Genomic DNA, 17,085 nt, shown 5'->3' with positions numbered 1-17,085 from the left:
GCCGCAGCGCACCGCTGGTTCGTGGTGGCGCGGGACCGGATCCCGGGGTGACGGTGAGTTCCGCCGGAGGGTGAGGGGCGTGAGCCGCGCCGAGCCCGTATGCCCGCGACGGCGGGACGGTCCCGGTCCGGCGGAGCGGGTTTCCGCGTACCGCCAAAGGGGTTTGATCTTCGTGGCTGTAGGAGGGGTTGTGCCGCAAGGGAAAGTCACCAGCGTGCCCGACGACGGGCTGACGACGCGGCAGCGCCGGCGGCAGGCGGTGTTCGCGGTGCACACCGGGCCCGGCAAGGGCAAGTCGACGGCGGCATTCGGGATGGCGCTGCGGGCCTGGAGCGCCGGCTGGCCGATCGGGGTGTTCCAGTTCGTCAAGTCGGAGAAGTGGAAGGTCGGTGAGGAGGCCGCCCTCAAGGCCCTCGGCGAGGCCGGCAGAGCGCCGGTGACCTGGCACAAGATGGGGGAGGGCTGGTCCTGGATCCAGCGGGCCGGCACCGAGCGCGACCACGCCACCGAGGCCGCCGAGGGCTGGGCTCAGATCAAGCGGGACCTGGCCGCCGAGACCTATAGGTTCTATGTGCTGGACGAGTTCACCTACCCGATGAAGTGGGGCTGGGTGGATGTCGCCGACGTGATCGAGACGCTCGCGAACCGGCCCGGCACGCAGCACGTGGTGATCACCGGACGCGACGCGCATCCGGATCTGATTGCGGCGGCCGACCTGGTGACCGAGATGACGAAGGTGAAGCACCCGATGGACGCGGGTCGTAAAGGGCAGCAGGGCATCGAGTGGTGAACCGGCTGGTGATCGCGGCTCCGGCGAGCGGGCACGGCAAGACGACCGTGGCCACCGGGCTGCTGGCGGCGTTCGCGCGGCGCGGGCTGCGGGTGGCGCCGTTCAAGGTGGGGCCCGACTACATCGATCCGGGTTATCACGCGCTCGCCGCCGGACGGCCGGGACGCAACCTGGACCCGGTGATGGTGGGGGAGCACCTGGTCGGGCCGTTGTTCGCGCACGGCTCGGCCGGCGCCGACCTGGCGGTCGTCGAGGGCGTCATGGGCCTCTACGACGGGCGGACCGGCGCCGGCGAGGCCGGGTCGACGGCACAGGTCGCGGCCCTTCTCGACGCTCCGGTGATCATGGTGATCGATGCGGCGGCGCAGGGCCGGTCGATCGCCGCCGTGGTGCACGGGTTCCGCAGCTTCGGCAACGCCCGGATCGCCGGGGTGATTCTCAACCGGGTCGGATCGGAGCGCCACGAGCGGATCCTGCGGGACGCCTGCGAGGAGGTCGGCACGCCGGTGCTCGGTGCGCTGCGGCGCGCCGACGCGGTCGCGGCGCCGTCCCGGCATCTCGGGCTGATCCCGGCGGCCGAACGCCACGCCGAGGCGCTGGCCTCGGTGGACGCCATGGCCACGCTGATCGCGGCGTCGGTCGATCTGGACGCGGTCGCCGCGGTGGCACGTTCGGCGTCACCCTTCACGGCTACGCCGTGGACACCCCTCGCCGAGGACCCGGTGCCGGGTGGTCCGGTCGTCGCGGTCGCCGGTGGTCCGGCCTTCTCCTTCTCGTACGCCGAGACGACCGAACTTCTGGCCGGTGCGGGAGCGACCGTCGTGCCGTTCGACCCGCTGCACGATCCGGCGCTGCCCGCCGGAACCCGGGCGCTGGTGGTCGGCGGCGGGTTCCCCGAGGTGTACGCGTCCGCCCTGTCGGAGAACACCGGGCTGCTGGCGGCCGTCCGGAACTTCGGCGGTGTCATCGCCGCCGAGTGCGCGGGTCTGCTGTGGCTGTGCAGGACATTGGACGGCAAGCCGATGTGCGGGGTGCTCGACGCCGACGCGGCCATGACGCCGTCGCTGACCCTGGGATACCGGGACGCGGTGGCGCTGTCGGACAGCCCGCTCGCCCCGGCCGGCACCCGCGTCACCGGGCACGAGTTCCACCGGACCACCGTGCACCCACGTTCGGGCCTGCTGCTGTCCCCGGCAGGTGGCGCGGCCTGGGCGTGGCGCGGCGCCGACCCGGAGGGCTTCGCCACACCGGCTCTGCACGCGTCCTACCTGCACCTGCACTGGGCCGGAGTCCCGGCGCTGGCCCGCAACCTGGTCGCCGCCGCGGCCCGATGATCGCGCTCGGGCTGGGTGCCCGCAGCGGCGTCGCGCTCACCGGCCCGGTGCTGGCCGCCCTGGCGTCGGCCGGCCTCGGCGCCGGTGACGTCGACGTGCTCGCCACCCTGGACCGGCGGGCCGCCGAGGAGCGGGTCCGGGCCCTGGCCGCGGCACACGGCTGGCGGCTGGCGGGCTATCCGGCGGACGTCCTGGCCGCTCAACCCGTGCCGAACCCGGGGCGGGTCGCTGAGGTGGCGGTCGGCGCCCCGAGCGTCGCCGAGGCGGCCGCGCTGCTGGCGGCCGGTCCCGGCGCGGTGCTCCTTCTGCCGAAGACGGCCCGGGACGGGGTGACCGTGGCGGTCGCCACGTCCCGGGATCAGTGAGCCGGCCTACTTCTTGGCCGCCGGCCACTCGTGGACCGGGATGTTGTCGTGCATCAGCGGCAGATAGCGACGCACCATCTCGTGCAGGGCCGCCTGCCGGTCGTGCCCCTGCGCCTCCAGCGCGTGCAACGTGTCGACCTGCCAGGACGCGCCGTTGCGGTGCTGCAGGCAGCGCTGCTCGATGATGCCGAGCAGCCGGTCGCGCTGGGCCGGCGAGACACCCCACAGGTCGAGGCCGTCCGCCGCCTGCGGCAGCAGCCGCCGCAGCACCAGCTCGGTGACCGGCAGGGTGCCGTGGCCCGGCCAGAACACGGTCGCGTCGATGCCGTGCCGGGCGCAGTTGTGGAAGTTCTCCTCGGCGGCCCGGAAACTCATCTGCGTCCACAGCGGCCGGTCCGCCTCGGCGAGGGTGCGCACCAGGCCGTAGTAGAACGCGGCGTTGGCGATCGTGTCGGCCACCGTCGGCCCGGCCGGCATCACCCGGTTCTCCACCCGCAGGTGCGGGCGGCCGTTGACGACCGCGTAGATCGGCCGGTTCCAGCGGTAGACCGTGCCGTTGTGCAGCCGCAACTCGCTCAGCTCGGGGATCTCGCCGCGTTCCAGGATTTCGGCCGGATCATGGATGTCACAGATCGGCAGAAGTGCCGGGAAGTAGCGGACGTTCTCCTCGAACAGGTCGAAGACGCTGGTGATCCAGCGCTCGCCGAACCACACGCGTGGACGTACACCCTGAGCTCTTATCTCCTCCGACCTCGTGTCGGTGGCCTGTTCGAACAGCGGGATCCGGGTCTCACGCCACAGCTCGCGGCCGAACAGCAGCGGTGAGTTGGCACCAAGGGCCACCTGGATGCCGGCGGTGATCTGCGAGGCGTTCCAGTACGCCGCGAACTGTGCCGGGCTCACCTGCAGATGGAACTGGGTGCTCGTGCACGCCGCCTCCGGCGCGATGGTGTCCGTGGTGACCGCCAGCCGGTCCACTCCGTCGATCCGGATATCCAGGTCCTCGCCGCGGGCCGCGAAGATCTGCTCGTTGAGCAGCTGGTACCGCGGGTTCACGGTGAGCGCCTCGCCGGTGAGGTGCTCGCGCCGCAGCGTCGGCAGGATGCCGATCTGGATCATGTGTGCGCCCGCCGCCCGGGCCCGCCGCTCCGCCTGGTTCAGGCTGGCCCGCAGACCCCGCTCCAGCTCGGCGAAGTCGTCGCCGGCCAGCCGCCGTGGTGGCAGGTTGATCTCGATGTTGAACTGGCCCAGCTCCGTCTGGAAGTCCGGGTCGGCGATCGCGCCCAGCACCTCGGCGTTACGCATCGCCGGGTCGCCCTGTTCGTCGATCAGGTTGAGCTCGATCTCCATGCCGGTCAGAGGCCGTTCGAACTCGAACCGTGCCTCGCGCAACATCGTCGCGAACACGTCGAGACTACGGCGGATCTTCTGCCGGTAGCGGGTTCGGTCCTCGCGGGTGAAATTGGTCTGGTCGACTTTCTCGCCCACCGCGCACCACCTTTCGAGCCGTCTCTACAGACGCCAGGAGATAGCGCGGCGCCGTAGCCGCCATCCCCCACCCTCATGATGACGGGTGTCGATGGCAGAGTGCCCGGTGGCGACCGTCCATTCTCGCCAGATGTTCAATCGATCTTCCATGAGCGCTGTTCCTACCCGAACGGCCGGAATTTCATCCCAGCCAGAAGGCCATCACCGCGCCGAAGATGGTGACACCGACCGCGGCCTGCACCAGCATGGCCGGGCCCATGTGCGACCACTGGGTCGGGATGCGCGGGGTCAGCGGCTGCATGGTCGTCAGGTTCACCACCTGCGTCAGCCGGACCGGCAGGGTCGGGTCGGGCTGCGGTTCGGTGCGCACCTGGACCAGGTCGCCGCGGTGCAGCGCCGACTGCGGCAGCTGTCCGTGCATCTCGATCTCGTAGATCTGCCCCAGGTCGTCGCGCAGCCGGACCGGCGTCACCAGGAACTCCGGGCCTTTGCGCAGCTCCTTCAGCGTGCGCCGGGCGGGTTTCATCCGCATCAGCGAACCGATCAGCTGGACGATGCCGGCGAGCAGGAACACGGCGAGGGCGACCGGCCGGCCGATCTGTACCTCGCGGGTGTAGGACGTCTGGAAGCCGACGAAGCGGCCGGTGATGATGGGACTCACGTGCCGGAGGATCCGCTCGCGGTGCAGTTCGGTGTCGTCCATAGGGGTCACCTCCTGGAAGTACATCAATGCTACGGAGAGAACTCGCTTCAACACCGTGAGTGAATTTCCTCTCACTGCATACCGCCCGTCCTCCCCATCCGTCCCGATTTCCGGCAACCCACCACCGGATCTGCACTGATCTGGGGAAATCCACCTCCCGGGTACCCCCGAAGGGGTGAACTGGAGCGGAGCCGAGCCAACCGGCGGGACCGTCGTGTCGTCCCGGCAGGTGGACAGGCGGGGGATGGGGGCGACACGGCGATGGCATCGACTTACGTCAAACCGGAAAGTGTGCTGGCACGGACCGCGACGCGAATGGTCGAAGCGCACGGCGGAGGACTCGGCCCGCACGACGGGATCACCGAGTGTCCCGCCTGCGGCGAGCCGCTGCCCTGCCGTACCGCCCTGGCCGCCGCCGAGGTCCTCGCCGCAGCCGGCCTGGCCGAGGCCTCCGGTCTCGTCGCCGCCACCCGTCCCGCCTGGGCCCCGCCCGGTCCGGCGGAAACACCGTTCTCGCCCGCGTCCGGCCTGATGCCGTCCGCCGTGCCGTCACCGCCACCATGGGTGGTCGAGGAGTCCCTGTCACATGGCCCTGCTGATACTCCTTCTCCTGCTGCCGACGTTCCTTTCGCTGCCGACGATCCGCTCGGCATGGCGGGAACCGCTCGCGGATCGGTCTCCATGCCTCCGCCGGGCGATCCGGTCGCTCCCTCTCCCGGCGCTGATCACGCCCTGTCCGATACGGGCCTCCGGTCCGATACAGGCCTCCGGTCCGATACAGGCCTCCGGAAGATGTGGCCGCCACCCGAGCCGGCCTCCGGAGAATCGCCGGCCCCGAGCTGGGCCACCGAGGAGACCGGGGCATGGTCCACTGCCGGAGGTTCGGGGGCGGCCGCGGGTTCCCGTCCTCCCTGGCTGAGCCCGGGACAACCGGACACGGGACACTCCGGGTCCGCGGTGGGCGAAACTTCAGGATTCCCGGGTACGGCAGAAGCCGCTCCCGGATTCTCCGGTGCGACCCGTCCCGGTTCAGCGGGTCAAGCCGAGTCCGGTATCCCGCTGCCGGACGTCGCCGGTGCTTGGAGCGGTGGTGGTTCTGAGGCCGCTCGTCCCGGTGGTCCCGCTTCCGGGAGCACCACTTCCGGCACGCCGCTCCCGGCAGGGGTCGCCGCTGTCTCGAGCATGTTCCCGATCGGCACGTCGCCGGAGGGCGCGGTCGGCCGTGCGGTGGTGCCCGGGCCCGGTGAGGGCGGCGGGTTCGCGGGCTCCGTGCCGGTGACAGGCGGTGTTGCGGCGGGCGGAAACGCCGAGGGCGAGCCGAGGCCGCCGTGGGCGGGTACCGGCATGCCCGGTCACGGTGCCGCGGGATCGGCGCCGGTCGAGCGGCCGTCGGTGGCGTCCATGCCCGGAGCGGTGTTCCCGGCCACCGCCGTACCCGGCCTTCCCTCTCCCGGCGGCACCATGTCCGGGCTCTCCCTGCCCGGTGACGGCGTTCCCGGGTCAGCCCCGAGCGGTGGCGGTGTGCCGGGGGCGTCGCCGGCGCACACCGACCTGGCGGGTTTCGGGTCCTCCGGTGGTGGCCTTCCCGGCTTCGCGGGCACCGGGTCGTCCGGTGCCGGTGGCGCGGGTGCGGCTCCGGGCGGCATGTCCGGTTCCACCTGGGGCGGCGAAGACATCCCCGGCGGGATGCCCGCACCCGGTTCCGGTGGCGCGGCGGAATCCACATTCACCGGTGGTGGCGTGCCCGCGCCCGGATACAGCGGTGGTGGTGTGCCGGGTCCCGCATTCACCGGCGGTGCGGTGCCGGGCGGGCAATCGCCGGGATCCGCGTTCAACGGTGGTGTGACGCCGGGCCAGGGTGCGCCGGGTCCAGCGTTCCCCGGTGGGGATGCTTCCGGCGGAGGCATGCCGGCGCCCGGGTTCGGTGGTGGCGGTGTGCCGGGCGGAAGTGTGCCGGGATCTGCCTTCGGCGGTGTGCCGGGATCGCCGCCGGCCGGAGGAGTGCCGGGCGAGGGCGGCGGGTTCGGCCCCGGCGCGCCGGGAAGCGGTGTACCCGGAAGTCATGTTCCCAGCGGTCCGCTGCCGGGCGAGTCGCTGCCGGGTGGCTACATGCCGGGTGGTTCCGTCCCGGGTGGCCTTGTCCCCGGCAGCCCGCTTCCTGGTGGTTCCGTGCCGGGCGGCCATGTTCCCGGCGGCCCCATGCCGGCTCCCGAGATGCCCTTGGGCAGTGCCGGCGGCGGTGCGATGCCCGGCGGTCCGGCGGCGACCGGTCTCATGCCGGCCGTGCCGGTGATGCCGGGCCCGGTTGCCCCGGCGGAAGGTGGACAGGCGTCGCCGTCGTTCGGAGGCGCCATGCCGCCACCGAGCGTCTCGATGACCGACGACGTGGACGAGCTGATGCGGCGGCCGCCGCTCTACAGCCAGCAGAACAGCCCGCTCGACGCACCCCGGTTCACCCGTTCGGCCCGGCCCGCGCAGCAGTCCTCGGCCATGCCGCCGCCGATCCCCGGCGGCCCTGCCGCAGCGGGCGGGTACGGAGCCGGAGACCCGGCGGGCGGCCCGGCCCCGGCCGGTGATTCCGGTGGCTCCGCGTATGCGGGTGAATCCGGTGGCTCCGCGTCCGCAAGTGGTTTCGGTAGCTCCACGCCGGCCGGCGGGTTCGGCGGCAACGTCCCGGCCGGCGGCTTCGGGGGCAACGCGCCGGCCGGCGGCTTCGGGGGTTCGACGCAGGCCGGTGCCCTGCCGTCCACGCAGCCGGAGGCTCAGGCCGGGCCTCCGATGCAGCCCGCTGACCAGAGCCGGCCCACCACGCCGATGCCGCCTCCGAACATGGCCGCTCCCACGGCACCCACCGGTCCGGGACAGCAGCACGCGGCCATGCCACCGCCTCCTGCGGCTCCGGGACAGAACGCGGCCATGCCACCGGTCCCCGCGGCTCCGGGACACAACACGGCCCTGCCATCGGCCACCGCAGGTCCGGGACAGCAGAACGCAGTCATGCCATCGGCGTCCGCGAGCCCGGGACTGCAGAACGCGGCCGTCCCACCGACTCCCGCAGACCCGGGACAGCAGAACGTACCCGTGCAGCCGGCGGTTCCTGCTCGTTCGCCGTTGCAGGCGCCGGACATGGGTCAGCACAACGCGCCGATGTCGGCGGTTCCTGCTCGTTCGCCGTTGCAGGCGCCCGACATGGGTCAGCAGAATCCGGCGCAGGCCCCGGCCCGCTCGCCGCTGCAGGCGCCGGACATGGGCCAGCACAACGCTGCGATGCCGCCGGCGGCCGGCCGTTCGCCGTTGCAGGCGCCGGACATGGGTCAGCACAACGCGCCGATGTCCGCGGTTCCTGCTCGTTCGCCGTTGCAGGCGCCCGACATGGGTCAGCAGAATCCGGCGCAAGCCCCGGCCCGCTCGCCGCTGCAGGCCCCGGACATGGGCCAGCACAACGCGCCGCGGCCGTTGCAGGCACCCGACATGGGCCAGCAGAATGCTCCGGCCGCGCACGCGGAGCCGGCACCCCGCCTCTCCGACGGCGCACCGACCGACGACGAGAACGTGCCGTCCGGCCTGCCGCCCCGCTCCGGAGTGGCCCTGACCCGTCCCGAAGCAGCCGCTCTGCCCGAGGGGCTGGAGGACCCGTCGACCGCGCCCAGCGGCCTCCCCGGCCGCAGCCCGCGCCAATAGGCCACCAGCAACCTCGCGCCGCGTGCTGCTACGCCGCGCGCCGCGGTGCAGGATCTACCGGTCCGTCTGGCCGAGCCCCGACGACCGGGGACGAACCCTCGCCTCGGCCTTGATCATCTGTGCCGGGTGCCGGGTGCCGGGTGCCGGGTGCCGGGTGCCGCGTGCCGGGTGCTGGGTGCCGCGTGCCGCGTGCCGGGGTGCCGGATGGCGGGCGTTTGGCGTCGTGGTTCAACCGGTCCGTTGGGTAGGCCACCCTGCCTGGTGGCGTGGTGATCTGTGGTGTGTCTGTGGGCGTAGGTCACCACGCGACGTGGGTGGGTGGTGTGGGTGGTGATTTGTGGTGTGTCTGTGGGCGTAGGTCATCACGCGACGTGGGTGGGTGGTGTGGGTGGTGATTTGTGGTGCGCATACGGGCACGGGTCACCACGCGACGTGGGTGGGTGGTGTGGGTGGTGATTTGTGGTGTGTCTGTGGGCGTAGGTCACCACGCGACGTGGGTGGGTGGTGTGGGTGGTGATTTGTGGTGCGCATGCGGGCACGGGTCACCACGGAGCGGACAGGCGACGCTCGCGGAAAGCGGCGATTCGCGGTGTGCCGAGCGGCGCGGATGCGTGTCTCAGGGATGGCCGGCTGTCGGTGGTCAGGGTGGGCGGCGTCGGCTGAGGTTCGCGCTTTGGGCTGACAGCTGAGATGTTCCGGCGTGGGAGACGGTCCGATGAGCGATGCTGAGGGTCCGTGTGCCGGCACGGCGGGAGAGGTATTGCGAAACCTCGTCCACGGCAGGGAGGGTGGGGGTGTTTGGGACGCGGCCCGACCGGGCAGTAGATGCCGTTGATGGTTGGACACCGGGCACTCCCGTGCCGTCCGGGTTCCGCTTCCGGAAGGGGTGACATGCCCTCACGAGGCCAGGTCGGGGAACCGGCTGAGAACACGCTCGAAGATCTCGACGCGGCCGCGATTGCGTACGCGCACCGCTGCGCCGGTGCGACCCGGGCCGAGATCGACGCCGCCCGGGAGGAACTGGTCCGCTACTGCCTTCCGTTCGCCGGGCGGCTGGCCCGCCGTTATCGCGGCCGCGGCGAGTACCTGGAGGACCTGGAGCAGGTGGCCCGGCTGGGCCTGGTGAAGGCCGTCGACCGCTATGACCCCGAGCGGGGCTCGTTCACGGCGTACGCGGTCATCACGATCTCCGGTGAGCTGAAGCGCCACTTCCGTGACCGCACCTGGGGTGTGCACGTTCCGCGCCGGGTGCAGGACTTGAGTCTCGAGGTGGGGCACGCCTCGATGCTGCTGACCAGCACGCTCGCCCGTACCCCCACGGTGGGTGAACTCGCGGTCCGTCTAGGGGTGACCGAGGCCGCCGTGCTGGAGGCGGTCGAGTCGGCTGCCGGTTACTCACCAGCTTCACTGAACGCGCCGGTCGCCGAGGACGGCGCCATGGAGTTCGGTGACCTGCTCGGCGACGTCGACGGTGATCTGGAGTCCGTCACCGACAAGCTGACCGTGACCGACCTGCTGCTGCGGATGCCGGCCCGGGAGCGCCGGATGCTGGCGTTGCGTTTCTACGGCAACCGCACCCAGGCGGAGATCGCCGACGAGCTGGGCATCTCGCAGATGCACGTGTCCCGGCTTCTGAGCCGGGCGCTGACCTGGCTGCGTGAGGCGATGCTCAGCGACAACCCACCGTACTGGGAGGGCGAGACGCGCGGCGGCCGCCCCGGCATGCACGTGTCGGTGGACCGCGACGGCGACGCGCTGGTGGTACGAGTGCGCGGCGAGGTGGATCGGGATACGGCCGACCGGCTGCGGATCGGTCTGCGGCACGCGATCTCCGGTGACGGTGTGTCGGCCGTGACGGTGGATCTCACGGCGGTCCCGCTGGTGGACGCCGCGGGCGTTGCCGTGCTGGTGGACGCCGTGCAGGCCGCGGCGACGGCGCGGGTGGAGTTCGGCGTTACGGGCGCTCAGCCGTACGTCGCAAGGATCCTCGCCGTGTCGGGCCTGGCCGGAGTGTTGCGCCGTTCCTGAGAGCCAGCCGTTTCTGCAAGTCAGCCGTTCCTGAGAGTCAGATGCGGCGCAGAGCCGCCCAGACGACCTTGCCGTGGTCCGAGGGAAGATGCCCCCAGCTGTACGCGAGCTCGTTGACCAGCAGCAGCCCGCGGCCCCGCTTCGCCTCCGGGTGAGCCGGGATCGCGGCGACCGGTGGTGCGTGTGATCCGTCGCGGACAGCGAGATTGAGGTAACGCGGTCGCAGCGACAGCCGCAGCGTCATCATGGTGCGCGCGTGGTCGACCACGTTGGCGACGAGTTCGGTGACGATGAGGCTGGCCGGGGCGATCAGGTCGGGCAGGTCCCACCGCAGGCAGGCCTCGGTGGCGACGTCCCGGGCGTGCCGGCTGGACCCGCCGACCGGCAGCAGTTCCTCGCTGATCGACGGCACGGTCAGCCGGCCGTCGTGCAGATGTGCGAGCGCGGCCTCCCGGCTGCCGAAGATCGGCAGCCGGTGGTACGCCTTGGCGGACAGCAGTTCACGGGTGTCCCCGGTGGGTGAGTAACACAGGATCGGTGTTCCGGGCCAGCGGGCGGCCTGCCTCAGCACGGCCGTGAAGATCGCCAGCGCGAGCGGCTGTTCCACCCGCATCCCGGACAGGTCGATCAGAAGGGCGTCAGGCTGGTCGGCGAGACACTTGAGCAGGCGCTCGCGGAGCGGCGCGCTGTCGGAGAGGCGGAGCTCGCCCGAGAGCTCGGCGATCAGGGTCGTCCCGTCGCCGTACACTTCGCACCGGATCGACATGGCCTCGCCCTTCCGCCCTGTCACGAATTCCCCGGTCTCGACCGGGTAAACGTCAGGCCGTCTCCATGACGATGATGGCCCCGTCGCCCCCGATCGTGCCACCGTCCCGGCCGCGCAGCGGGGTGCACGCCACCCGTACGGTGATCGGCCGTCCCCGCCGGTTGACCGCCTCGAGCAGGACCTCGCCCGATTCGCCGTCGGCTCCGAGCGCGCCGCGCAGCAGCGGACGGATCTGGTCGATGGGCAGGCCGATGTCCAGGTTGAGGAAGTGCTGGCCGATGAGCTCGCCGGAGCGCAGCCCCCACAGGTCCTCGGCGTGCCGGTTCCACATGCGGATCCGCAGGTCCGGGTCGACGACCGCGACGCCGGCCTGCAGGCTGGTCAGCACCGTCTCGAGGAAGGCGTTGGCCTCGTCGAGGCGACTCGTGCTGACGCGCAGCTGGTCGTTGATGCTCTGCAGCTCGTCGTTGGTGGACTGGAGTTCCTCGTTCATGGTCTCCAGTTCCTCGTTGGTGGACTGGAGTTCCTCGTTGGTGGTCTCGAGCTCCTCGACGGTGGACTGGAGCTCCTCGTTGGTGGTCTCGAGCTCCTCGTTGGTCGACTGAAGCTCCTCGTAGGCCGCCTCCAGCTGCTGGTTGGCGTGTTCGAGGTCGTCCTGCAGACGGCGCGACGCGGTCACGTCGTGGAAGATCAGGTTGACGCCGAGGAGGCTGCCGTCGCTGCCGCTGAGCGGGCTGATCTGCACCACCAGGTGGGTGACCTCGGAGCCGCGGTGGAACTCGACGTCGGTGACCCGCAGCGTGCGCCGTTCCAGCTGGGCCTGCTCGATGTAGCGGCGCAGCTCGACCGGCCGGTAGGACAGGTCGAGGTCGCGGAACGGCCGGCCGATGTCGCGTGCGGACACCCCGAACATCTTCTCCAGCTGCCGGTTCGACAGTGCGACCAGGCCGTCGGGGGTGAGCGCCAGCTGGGCGAGCGGGCTGGCCGCGAAGACCTCGTTGCGCAGCTCGTCGAGTCCGGTTACGGCGGTGGCGCCGTTCAGCGGCGGGTCGGCGAAGACGACGCCGGGCGGCGCGTACAGCCGCGGAACCCGCCGGAAAACGCGCCGCTTCAGGTCGATCGGTGTGAACAGGCTGCTGTGGCTGAGCAGCATCTCGGCCTTGCCGAGGAAGAGCACGCCGGTGTCGGCCAGCGCGAAGTGGAACCGGCCGAGGATCTTCGCCTGAGTCTCGGCGTTGAAGTACATCAGCGTGTTGCGGCAGGTGAGCAGGTCGATCCGGGAGATCGGGGCGTCCTGCACCAGATCGTTGCGGCCGAAGATGACCGAGCGGCGCAGATCCTTGCGGAACGTGTAGCGGCCACCGTTCTGCTCGAAGTAGCGCTCGACGAGCTCGGGCGAGAGGCCCTGCATCTCACGCTCGCCGTAGGTCGCCTGCCGGGCCTCGTTGAGTTGCTCCTCGTCCACGTCCGTCGCATAGATCTTGACGCGGTCCTTGAACTGCTCGACGCCGAGCAGCTCGGCGAGGGCCATGGCCAGCGTGTAGGCCTCCTCGCCGGAGGCGCAGCCGGCGGACCATACCCGGATCATCGAGTCGGCCGGCTTGCTCGCCACCATCGGCTCCAGCACGTCCGACTGCAAATACTCCCACGCGTCGAGGTCGCGGAAGAACGCCGTCACGTTGATCAGGATCGTGTTGAAGAGCGCGGTGAACTCGTCCGGGTGGACCTGAAGGAAGTCCAGGTAGTCCTGGTACTCGGCGGCGTCCACCTGTGTCATCCGGCGGTTCACCCGGCGCATCAGGCTGGACCGCTTGTAACCGGTGAAGTCGAAGCCGCGGGATTCCTTCAGATAGACCAGAAGGGCCTCGAAGTGAGGGTCGGTCTCTTGCACGATCCGGAACGCTACCGCACGTCAATTCGTGGCGGTGGCACCGAGACGGGCGATCAGCTCACCGAGTGTGGCGGCCGCTGCCTCGGCCTCCTCGGCCCGCTCCAGGAAGTGGTCGCGGCCCCCGGCGGCCATCCGCCGGCTCAGCTCCGCCTTCTCCCGCAACGCGCGCAACGCCATCCAGAGCGCGCCCTCCAGCACCTCGGCCTGCTCGTCGAGGAGGGTCTCCGGTGACCAGGCATGGCCGACCCGGCAGCGGAACCGCGGGATCGGCCGCTCCTCGATCTGGAACAGGCTGCCGCCGCAGGTGGGGCAGCCGAAACCGGCCGGAGGCGCGAACTGGTCCGAGCTCAGCGGAACGAATTCCGACACGGCGACCTCGGCGTCGAGCAGGGGGTCGGGCCCCAGGGCGGAAGCCGGTGCCAGCGTCGTCGCGGTGATCTCACCGAGCAGGGGTCCGATCTTGGCGGCCGGCACCACGTGGTGGACCTCGACCGCATTCAGGGCGGCCCGCGGCATCCACGGGTGCAGGGCATCCTGCGGCTCCTGCACGATGGTGGCGCCGCCGCGCGCGGCGATCACGGCCAGCCCGGCCGCGCCGTCGTCGCGGGAACCGGACAGCACCACCCCGACGGCCCGTCGCCCGGCGGCCCGGGCCACCGAGCGGAACAGCGGGTCGACGGCCGGGCGGTGCCCGTTCTCGGTGGGTCCCCGGCTCAGTTGCAGGTGGCCGTCCATCAGCAGGAGATGATGGTCGGCCGGGGCGACGTAGATCCGTCCGGCGGCCACCGGCTCACCGTCGCGGGCGGCGGTCGCCGGGAGAGGACCGCTGCGCGACAGGATGCCGGGAAGGGCGCTCGGCGCGGAGCGCGGCATGTGCAACACGACCAGAAGAGTTCCGGGGTACGCCGGAGGCAGCCCGCCGACCAGGGCGCGCAGAGCTTCCACGCCGCCTGCGGAGGCACCGACGGCGATCAGGTCCCGGCGCTCGGCAGGTGCGGGCTCGGTCACACGGCGGCTCCGGTGGTGAGCTGTGTCCAGACCACCTTACCGTCGGAGACCGGCAATACTCCCCACGTGTCGGTGAGGTCGCGGACCAGCCGCAGACCGCGCCCGCCCGCGTCGGTGACGGCCGGGTCGAGCGTGCGGGGCAGCACGCGGCTGCGATCGCGCACCGCCAGGATCAGGCGGCCGTCGCGCAGCCCGAGGGTGAACTCCATCGTGGTGTGCGCGTGCCGGACCACGTTCGCGACGAGTTCGGTGGCGACCAGTGTCGCCGTCGCCGTCACATCGGTGCGCTGCCAGGCGGTGCACGCCTGGGTTACCAGGTGACGTACCTGCCGGCAGGCCTCCGGCACCGGCCGCAGGCGGACCCGTAGCGAGGGGGTGCCGGGCAGGGCCTCGGCCTCGGCGAGCGCTTTGTCACAATCGTCAGCGAGCGTGAGACCCGCGCAGCCCCGGTCGGCGGCGAGCGCCTCGAGGGTGGGCGGGTCGGCGCCGCACACCACGATCGGCACGGCCGGGAACTCCTCGGCCTGACAGACCACGGCGCCAAGCCCGGACAGGGCCACCGGGTCGCCGACGCGTAATCGGGTCACATCGAGCAGCACCTTCGCCGGCTGCACCGACAGGCTGCGGCGTACCGCCGCACCGAGCGCACCACCGGTGATGTGGTCCAGGGTGCCGCTGATGCGGAGCACCGCCACCGGAAGGTCCCGCACCGGCCGGCACACGAGCTGGCTGGGCATGCGTCTCCCTCCCCGCGGACCGCGCCGGACGCCCGGCGGACGTCAGGCACAGGGGTGCCCGGCGTCCGCCGGGGGCAAACGTCAACAGAGCCGTTCGTACAGGTCCAGATATGCGGCGGCCATGACCGCGGGGCTGAAACGGCGCTCCGCCTCCGCCCGGCAGACACCCGGGTCCACGGCGCCGGCCTTGTTCATCAGCTCGCCGAGGGCGTCCTCGTCGTCGGTGAGCAGCCCCGTCACGCCGTCGTCGATCAGCTCGGGCAGGCAGCCCCGGGCCATCCCGACGACCGGCGTCCCCAGCGCCAGCGACTCCACCACGGCGGTGCCGCCCGGTTCCTCCCAGCGCAGCGGGAAGAGCGCGGCGCGGGCGCCGGCCACCAGCAGGTCCCGGTCGCGGCCGGTCACCGTGCCGATCCAGCGCACCCGCGTCCCGTCGACGTGCGGCGCCACCTGCTCGTCCCAGAAACGCACATCCGGATTCTCCCGGTCGGCGAGGGCGAGCTCGGCGGCGTTGCGGTACGGCCCGACCGGCCCCGCCAGCACGAGATCGAACCCGTGCTCGTGCGCCAGCCGTGCCGCGAGGTCCTGCCCCTTGCCCGGGAAGATACGACCCAGGACGACGGCGTACGACCCCCGGCTCACCTCCGGGACGGGCTGGGCGGCCAGGGGTGTGGCCAGGTGGACGTGGCCGATCGAGTGCCGGCGCAGCGCCTCCGGGGCGCGGGCGAGCTGCGACGCGGACACGCCGTTGACCCGGACCCGGCCGCCGCCGTCGAAGGTCCCGTACAGCTCGGGGTGTTTGTGCAGGTCCCAGTGCAGGGTGTGGAGCACCGGCGGCGCGCCGTCACCGAGGGACGCGGCGGTGACCAGCCCGGCCGCCTCGACGTGGTCGTGGATCACGTCGAACCCGCCGCCGGCGACCGCCCGGGTCACCGCGTGCTGATGCGCCTGGACGACGCCGACCGCCTGGTTGTAGGGCCGCTGGATCTGCGCGAACTGGCCCCGCTCGAAGACCGACACCCGCCCGTCGGTCTCGACCGTGCTCTCGCCGACGCTGGCGAGCACCACCTGGACACCGAGCGCGCGCAGCTCCGGGATCAGCGTGGCGACGACGTTCTCGATGCCGCCGTACCCGGCCGGCGGCACGGCCAGCCACGGCCCGGCGTTCATCAGGACCCTCATGCCGCCACCTCCGCTTCGCTCCGGCGTCGGCACGAGTTTTCACCTGTGCCCGATGATTCGCTCGCGAGCTCGCTCATGCCGCCACCGCGCTACGGAGGGAGGCCAGCGGCGGCCGCTCGGTCACGGCGGTCTCGGTGACCGCGATCTCCCGGTCCAGGTTGGGCAGCGCGTCGTGCCCGCCGCGGCGGAACTGGGTGAGCAGGGTGGACGGTGGCAGCGGCTCGGTGGCCAGCCCGCGCCGGTACATCCGCGACCAGGCGGTCACCATGATCTGCGCGGCCATCCGACCGAGCGCCTCGCTGCTCTGGTGCCGGTGCTTGCGCTCACCCAGGTCCACCTGGGCGAGCGCGTCCAGGCCGACGAGGTCCACGAGGTCGATCAGCATGCCGATCTCGACGCCGTAGCCGGAGACGAACGGCACCCGCTCCAGGGTCCGGCGGCGTCCCGCGTACTCACCGGCGAGCGGCTGCACGAATCCGGCGAGTTCCGGGAAGAACAGGTTGATCAGGGGCCGGGCCGCGAGTTCGGTGACCCGCCCGCCGCCGTCGGCCTCCACGCTCACCGGCCCGTTCAGCGGCCGGTGGTAGAAGCCCTTCACGAACTCGACCGACTGATCGGTGAGCATCGGGCCGAGCAGCCCGGTCACGAAGTGCGACGAGAACTCGTGCAGGTCGCCGTCGACGAACGCGACCAGGTCACCGGTGGTGGCCGCGAGCCCGGCCCACAGCGCGTCGCCCTTGCCCTCCATCCGGGGCAGTCCGCGGGTCATCCGGTCCTGGCTGACCACCCGGGCGCCGGCCCGGCGGGCCACCTCCGCGGTGGCGTCGGTGGAACGGGAGTCCACCACCAGGATCTCGTCCACCAGAGGCACGTGTTCGACCAGGTCGCGGCGGATCGTCGCGACGATCGCGCCGATGGTGGCCTCCTCGTTGCGGGCCGGAATGACGACGCTGACCCGGTCACGGCCCTTCGCGGCGAGCAGGGCCTCGGGTGTCCATCGACCGGCGTGACCGGTCCGGTAGGTCGTCCATGCCTCGACGACGGGCGAGGTGTTCGCGTGCGAGTGCCACATCCGCTACCCCCAGTTGCGCGATCTTGCCGGCTCCGCCCCC

Annotated in this window: 13 protein-coding genes; 5 read left to right on the top strand and 8 right to left on the bottom strand. The window is 71.8% G+C overall.

Translation table 11 applies throughout. The features are described from left to right. Nucleotides 1-190: 190 nt before the first annotated feature. Genes cobO through CLV67_RS20000 form a run of 3 tightly spaced genes read left to right on the top strand, consistent with a single transcriptional unit; the run spans nucleotide 191 to nucleotide 2,489 of the window. Nucleotides 191-790 (top strand): cob(I)yrinic acid a,c-diamide adenosyltransferase, encoded by a 600-nt coding sequence (cobO, locus tag CLV67_RS20010; protein ID WP_106320503.1) that lies wholly within the window; start codon nucleotides 191-193, stop codon nucleotides 788-790. Beyond that, nucleotides 784-2,124 carry a cobyrinic acid a,c-diamide synthase CobB gene (locus CLV67_RS20005; protein WP_106320501.1) on the top strand — a complete coding sequence of 447 codons (1,341 nt, stop codon included), beginning with the start codon at nucleotides 784-786 and terminating at the stop codon, nucleotides 2,122-2,124. Before cobO ends, CLV67_RS20005 begins: the two co-directional genes overlap by 7 nt. Further along, on the top strand, nucleotides 2,121-2,489 hold the full coding sequence (locus CLV67_RS20000; protein ID WP_106320499.1) for a cobalamin biosynthesis protein: 369 nt from the start codon (nucleotides 2,121-2,123) through the stop codon (nucleotides 2,487-2,489). Before CLV67_RS20005 ends, CLV67_RS20000 begins: the two co-directional genes overlap by 4 nt. 6 nt (nucleotides 2,490-2,495) lie before the next feature. Here the strand turns inward: CLV67_RS20000 and CLV67_RS19995 are convergent, their stop codons facing one another. Together CLV67_RS19995 and CLV67_RS19990 are read right to left on the bottom strand one after the other, a co-directional pair. Then, nucleotides 2,496-3,977: a glutamate-cysteine ligase family protein gene (locus tag CLV67_RS19995; RefSeq protein WP_106320497.1), complete on the bottom strand. Its 1,482-nt coding sequence runs from the start codon at nucleotides 3,975-3,977 to the stop codon at nucleotides 2,496-2,498. Between the two features lie 181 nt (nucleotides 3,978-4,158). Continuing rightward, on the bottom strand, nucleotides 4,159-4,680 hold the full coding sequence (locus CLV67_RS19990) for a hypothetical protein (protein ID WP_106320495.1): 522 nt from the start codon (nucleotides 4,678-4,680) through the stop codon (nucleotides 4,159-4,161). 1,182 nt (nucleotides 4,681-5,862) lie between these two features. On the opposite strand from CLV67_RS19990, the gene CLV67_RS19985 reads away from it, so the two are divergent. Further along, a complete protein-coding gene (locus tag CLV67_RS19985; protein WP_106320493.1) occupies nucleotides 5,863-8,361 on the top strand; it encodes a hypothetical protein in 2,499 nt (832 codons plus the stop codon). A gap of 891 nt (nucleotides 8,362-9,252) precedes the next feature. After that, nucleotides 9,253-10,389 carry a SigB/SigF/SigG family RNA polymerase sigma factor gene (locus CLV67_RS19980; protein ID WP_106320491.1) on the top strand — a complete coding sequence of 379 codons (1,137 nt, stop codon included), beginning with the start codon at nucleotides 9,253-9,255 and terminating at the stop codon, nucleotides 10,387-10,389. Nucleotides 10,390-10,426: 37 nt separating this feature from the next. Here CLV67_RS19980 and CLV67_RS19975 read toward each other — a convergent pair whose 3' ends face one another. The 6 genes from CLV67_RS19975 to CLV67_RS19950 form a co-directional block, all read right to left on the bottom strand. Further along, complete coding sequence (locus tag CLV67_RS19975) at nucleotides 10,427-11,155, bottom strand: ATP-binding protein (RefSeq protein ID WP_106320489.1); 729 nt, start codon at nucleotides 11,153-11,155, stop codon at nucleotides 10,427-10,429. A gap of 52 nt (nucleotides 11,156-11,207) precedes the next feature. Next, on the bottom strand, nucleotides 11,208-13,046 hold the full coding sequence (locus tag CLV67_RS19970) for a CheR family methyltransferase (RefSeq protein WP_106320488.1): 1,839 nt from the start codon (nucleotides 13,044-13,046) through the stop codon (nucleotides 11,208-11,210). 21 nt (nucleotides 13,047-13,067) lie between these two features. After that, complete coding sequence (locus CLV67_RS19965; RefSeq protein WP_106320486.1) at nucleotides 13,068-14,054, bottom strand: chemotaxis protein CheB; 987 nt, start codon at nucleotides 14,052-14,054, stop codon at nucleotides 13,068-13,070. Continuing rightward, nucleotides 14,051-14,791, bottom strand: a complete 741-nt coding sequence (locus tag CLV67_RS19960) for an ATP-binding protein (RefSeq protein WP_106320484.1) — start codon at nucleotides 14,789-14,791, stop codon at nucleotides 14,051-14,053. The genes CLV67_RS19965 and CLV67_RS19960 overlap by 4 nt, the downstream gene beginning before the upstream one ends. Nucleotides 14,792-14,872: 81 nt before the next feature. Next, nucleotides 14,873-15,973, bottom strand: coding sequence for a glycosyltransferase (locus CLV67_RS19955; protein WP_106320482.1), 1,101 nt, complete (start codon nucleotides 15,971-15,973; stop codon nucleotides 14,873-14,875). Between the two features lie 73 nt (nucleotides 15,974-16,046). Then, nucleotides 16,047-17,045, bottom strand: coding sequence for a glucosyl-3-phosphoglycerate synthase (locus tag CLV67_RS19950; protein WP_106320480.1), 999 nt, complete (start codon nucleotides 17,043-17,045; stop codon nucleotides 16,047-16,049). Nucleotides 17,046-17,085 lie beyond the last annotated feature (40 nt).

Source organism: Actinoplanes italicus (assembly GCF_003001815.1).
In the GTDB taxonomy this organism is placed as follows: Bacteria; Actinomycetota; Actinomycetes; order Mycobacteriales; family Micromonosporaceae; genus Actinoplanes; species Actinoplanes italicus.
The sequence above is the reverse complement of the archived record's forward strand: the minus strand, read 5'-3'. Positions and strand labels throughout refer to the sequence as shown.